This is a genomic window from Empedobacter sp. UBA7252, from assembly GCF_002472765.1.
GTDB classification, from domain to species: Bacteria; Bacteroidota; Bacteroidia; order Flavobacteriales; family Weeksellaceae; genus Empedobacter; species Empedobacter falsenii_B.
In genome coordinates this window covers 1-4,521 of the sequence record NZ_DKSQ01000064.1, presented here as the reverse complement: position 1 = coordinate 4,521, position 4,521 = coordinate 1, and the positions used below count along the sequence as shown (strand labels likewise).

5 protein-coding genes are annotated in these 4,521 nt (G+C 31.6%); all 5 read left to right on the top strand.

Annotated elements, in window-relative coordinates; genetic code table 11:
• Nucleotides 1–39: 39 nt before the first annotated feature.
• On the top strand, nt 40–504 hold the full coding sequence (locus tag B2X73_RS09300) for an MFS transporter (protein ID WP_422653359.1): 465 nt from the start codon (nt 40–42) through the stop codon (nt 502–504).
• 133 nt (nt 505–637) lie between these two features.
• Nucleotides 638–1,204, top strand: coding sequence for a cob(I)yrinic acid a,c-diamide adenosyltransferase (locus B2X73_RS09295; RefSeq protein ID WP_171622149.1), 567 nt, complete (start codon nt 638–640; stop codon nt 1,202–1,204).
• Entirely contained in the window at nt 1,197–1,829 is a 633-nt protein-coding gene (locus tag B2X73_RS09290; protein WP_171622150.1) for a thiamine diphosphokinase, read from the top strand. Before B2X73_RS09295 ends, B2X73_RS09290 begins: the two co-directional genes overlap by 8 nt.
• A 66-nt stretch (nt 1,830–1,895) precedes the next feature.
• A complete protein-coding gene (locus B2X73_RS09285; protein WP_171622151.1) occupies nt 1,896–2,630 on the top strand; it encodes an SIMPL domain-containing protein in 735 nt (244 codons plus the stop codon).
• A gap of 337 nt (nt 2,631–2,967) precedes the next feature.
• Complete coding sequence (mnmE, locus tag B2X73_RS09280) at nt 2,968–4,365, top strand: tRNA uridine-5-carboxymethylaminomethyl(34) synthesis GTPase MnmE (protein ID WP_291096321.1); 1,398 nt, start codon at nt 2,968–2,970, stop codon at nt 4,363–4,365.
• The last annotated feature ends 156 nt before the right edge of the window (nt 4,366–4,521 follow it).

Below are 4,521 nucleotides of genomic sequence, written 5' to 3'. Positions count from 1 at the left end.
GAACAACAAGAAGTAAAAGAACGTAATGCATACACCGACATGCCTTTTATTTTATTCAATATTATATGTTTATTATTTTCGGTTGCATTTTTCCAAATTCTAAACACACTACCGCTCTTCTATAAAGATGTTGTTCAAATGACGCAATCAGAAATTGGACTATTAATGGGATTCAGTGGAATTATCATTGTGGTTTTTGAAATGTTATTGATCCATTATACCGAAAAAAAATACACCATTACTAAACTCTTGGTATTTGGTTCTTTTATAACCGCAATTAGTTATTCTATTTTCAGTTTCAATCATACCATCGGTATGCTATATGTAGCCATTTTTATGATGTCTATTGGTGAAATGTTGGTTTTACCCTTAATGTCTACCGTTACGGCTTTCCGAGCTCAAAGAAATAATCGTGGTGCTTATATGGGCTTAAATGGAATGTCNNGCTGCATTTATAATCTCTCCATTCCTCGGAACGCATATTGCAACATCGTACGGATTTGATGTTTTATGGATTTTAACTTCTGTTGTATTGATTGTTGTTGCAGTTGGGTATCACTTTTTAACAAAACCTCTTTTACCTAAAAATTTGCAATAAAATGTTTATCTTCGATAATTATTAGTTAGTTGAAATCACATGAAAGTATATACAAAAACAGGAGACAAAGGAACAACAGGTTTATATGGTGGAACTCGTGTCTCAAAAAATAGTTTAAAAATTGATTCATACGGAACAGTTGATGAATTAAATTCTTATTTAGGGTTAATCCGTTCTTATGAAATCGATCCTGCATTGGAGGAAGAAATTATAATTATCCAAAAAGATTTATTCAATCTTGGTGCAGAATTAGCTACACCAGTCGATAAATTATATTTAGCAAATGGTAAACCTCGTATTCCGAAAACTATTTCCGAAGAAGATATTGTACAATTAGAAGAATGGATTGATGATTTGGAAGGACAATTAGAACAATTGACACATTTTATTCTTCCAGGTGGAAACCAAGCTGCATCACACGCACATGTGGCACGTTGCATTTGTCGTCGCGCAGAACGTTTAACAGTTGGATTAGCTGAAGTAGAAGATATTCGTTCTGAATTACAAAAATATTTAAATCGTCTTTCTGATTATCTATTTGTATTAGGTCGTAAAATTGCCGCAGACAATAATCACGAAGAAGTAAAATGGATTCCAGGTGAATAACAAAGCACTTTTATTTCTGAATGGTGAAATTCCAACCATTTTTCCAACTGCTACAGATTATGATCTTATTTTTTGTACAGATGGAGCTTTTCATTATTTACAGCAATTAAATATAACGCCCGATGTTATTTCGGGCGATTTTGATTCAACACAGCACAATGATTTTCCTGCTGGAATTGAGGTTATATCGACACCAGAACAAAACGACACCGATTTTGCAAAAGCATTGCAAATCATTATTGATAAAGGATTTGAACATGTTGATGTTTTTGGTGCAAGTGGTCGACAACAAGACCATTTTATCGGAAATTTAAATGCTGCTTTTCGTTTTAAAAATCAAATCAATATTTTATTTTACGATAATTATAGCCATTATTTTTTCGCAGAAAAAGAAACAAAATTAGAAGGTTATTTTGGAAGAACAATTTCACTTCTACCCTTTCCTGAATGTAAAAATATAGTCACAAAAGGTTTAGAATATCCATTAAACAACGAAGATTTAAACTTACTTTCTCGTATTGGAACGCGCAATAAAGCTACAGAAGATTTAGTGACTATTGATTATTCTGAAGGAAATTTAGTCATTTTTATTATCAATCAAGATTTTCCTATTTTATTGGCATAACTTCACTATTAGTAGTGAATAATCGATTTTTTATTTTTTCGTATATTTACTGAAAACCATATTATTATGAATAAATTTTCAGTTATTGTCGCTTCTATTTTAGCCGTCGGATTAATTGCCGCAGCTTGTATTTTAGGAAATGCCTATAAATATAAATTCAAAACAACAGAATCCATTAATGTGACAGGAAATGCATTGAAAAACTTTGATGCTGATTTAGTCAAATGGCGAGCTACTTTTAGTCGAAAAGATTTTGATTTGAAAGTTGCTTCGGATCAATTAAAAACTGATCAGGTAATTGTAAAAAACTTTCTCATTTCGCAAGGAATCAAACCAAATGAAATTGTATTTGAAGCGGTGAATATCACAAAAGATTTTCAATATGGAAGCGATTCTAATGGTAATTCTTTCAGTCAATTTACAGGCTACAATTTATCGCAAGACGCCACAATTGAGTCAAAAGAATTGGATAAAATTGAAAAAGCTTCGCGCGAAATCTCAAATTTAATTAGTCAAGGAATTGAATTAAGTTCTTCGAGTCCTAATTATTATTACTCAAAATTAGAAGATTTGAAATTAGAATTAATTGCACAGGCTTCTGAAAATGCGAAACAACGAGCAGAAAATATTGCTACAAAATCTGGATCGAGTTTAGGAAAATTAAAACAAGCCGATTTAGGAATTTTCCAGATTACAGGAAAAAATGACAATGAAGAATATTCTGCAGGTGGATCGTTTAATACAATTTCTCGACAAAAAACAGCTCAGATCACAGTGAGAGCGAGCTACAATTCGAAATAAAAAAAATCAGCAGTAATGGTTATTACTGCTGATTTTATAAGATATTTCACTAAATCATTTATTGATTAAGTAATAATTGTAAATATTAGTTCCAAAAATTCAATTATTTCTAATTGAATTTTCATAAGGTAAGGGCATTCAAATTTAATCATTTGAAAGAAATATCATAAGAAAATATTAACATAAATAAATGTTAACACCATTAAAAACACTGTAATATATTGTTTTTTTTATAACGTTAACACTTATTTAAAATGATTAAAAAATCATATTTTAACTTTTTATTAAGATTTGTCAAATAATTTCATCTCTCCCAATAAAATTGTAAATTTGCAATATGCTAAACAACGATACAATTTGTGCATTGGCAACAGCCAATGGAATGGGCGCTATAGCGGTTATTCGTATTTCTGGACCAGAAGCAATTTCTAAAGTTGCTCAGATTTATCAATCAAAATTTAATGCTACTAAATCTTTGAATGAAGCTTCTTCTCATACTATACATTTGGGTTATGTGATGGACGGCGATACCATTGTTGATGAAGCGCTATTTTCTATTTTCAAAAATCCGCATTCTTATACAGGTGAAGATGTTGTCGAAATTTCGACACATGGCTCAATTTATATCCAACAAAAAGTATTAGAACTATTAAATAAAATTGGCATTCGTAATGCCAATCCAGGAGAATATACATTCCGCGCTTTTTGGAACGGCAAAATGGATTTAACACAAGCAGAAGCTGTGGCCGATTTGATTGCTTCGGACTCGAAAGCATCACACGAAATTGCCATCAAACAAATGCGTGGTGGTTTCTCGAATCAAATCAAAGATTTGAGAGAACAGATGATCAACTTTGCTGCTTTGATGGAATTGGAGTTGGATTTTTCTGAAGAAGACGTCGAATTTGCAGATCGATCGCAATTTTATAATTTATTAAACCAATTACAATCGATTCTTAAACGTTTAGCTGATTCTTTTGCATTTGGAAATGTGATTAAAAATGGAGTTCCTGTTGCTATTGTCGGAGCGCCCAATGCAGGTAAATCTACTTTGTTGAATGCTTTATTAAACGAAGAACGTGCTATTGTTTCGGACATTGAAGGAACAACACGAGATACAATCGAAGAAACTATTTATATTGACGGTGTTGGATTTCGTTTCATTGATACCGCAGGGATTCGTGAAGCTGGCGATACGATAGAACGGATTGGAATTGAAAAAACATTCGAAAAAATAGACAATGCTTCTATTATCATCTATTTGTATGATGCCAATATAACTGCTGATAATCAAATTGCGAATCAGTTAGATGATTTGCAACGTAGAGGAAAAATCTTGTTTAATGTTGCCAATAAAATTGATGTAAACAATAACGAATCAGCTATTTCTGATGCTATCAAACAAGAGTTTAAAGATGTTGTTCATTTAGAAATTTCAGCTAAAGATCAATATAATATCGAAGCATTGAAAGAAAATCTGATTCATCAAATCAAATTGAAAGGAACAAATCAGGATGACACAATCGTTACGAACTCTCGTCACTTAGAAGCATTACAAAACACACTTTCTCAAATTGGAAAGATCAAACAAGGAATGGACATGGGACTTCCTGGGGATTTGTTAGCAATGGATATCCGTGAAGCTTTAAGGTATTTGGGACATATTACAGGTGAAATAGATGTGGATCAAGATATATTAGGGACGATATTTGGCAAGTTTTGCATCGGGAAGTAACACTTATTAAAAATTATGTTATGTCGTACTTCATGACTTCGTAGACTTTAAATATAATTATTTTAGTTTAGATTTTAGTATTTCATAAGGTGTTTATCCTTTAAATGAAAAATGTGGTCTATTGAAATTATAAAATTTTTCCCATTGTTCTAATTT

Coding starts and splice junctions, on each gene's coding strand:
- B2X73_RS09285 (WP_171622151.1), top strand. CDS start 1,896: ATGAATAAATTTTCAGTTATTGTCGCTTCTATTTTAGCCGTCGGATTA.
- B2X73_RS09295 (WP_171622149.1), top strand. CDS start 638: ATGAAAGTATATACAAAAACAGGAGACAAAGGAACAACAGGTTTATAT.
- mnmE (WP_291096321.1), top strand. CDS start 2,968: ATGCTAAACAACGATACAATTTGTGCATTGGCAACAGCCAATGGAATG.